Source organism: Peribacillus sp. SIMBA_075, assembly GCF_046534585.1.
The window spans coordinates 1-281 of record NZ_JAWRYN010000432.1; the positions used below are offsets into that span (position 1 = coordinate 1).

At 54.8% G+C, this 281-nt stretch carries 1 protein-coding gene; it reads right to left on the bottom strand.

Translation table 11 applies throughout. The features are described 5' to 3' along the window. A partial coding sequence (locus tag SB775_RS28890) for a GNAT family N-acetyltransferase (RefSeq protein ID WP_410864634.1) occupies positions 1–279 on the bottom strand: 279 nt, incomplete at its 3' end. Positions 280–281 lie beyond the last annotated feature (2 nt).

Sequence of the window (281 nt, forward strand, 5' to 3'; positions counted from 1 at the left end):
GCCGAGTGCAGCGAGTCTCATCTCCAGCTCTTGCATCAAACGGCTTCCCAAGTCTTGTCCCTGATAGCCTGGATCGACTGCCAAATGGTTTACCCAGCCGCGGCGACCGTCGTAGCTGCCCATGACAGCACCAACTATATTGCCTGCTTCAGCTATTGCGACCAAAAACAGCTCGGGATCACGCTCTAGCTTTTGGCGGAGTCCCTCGACGGTATCGGAACGTGATAATTGCAGACCTGCTCGTAGCCACAGATCGACGACTTCGGCGTATTGGTACAAAG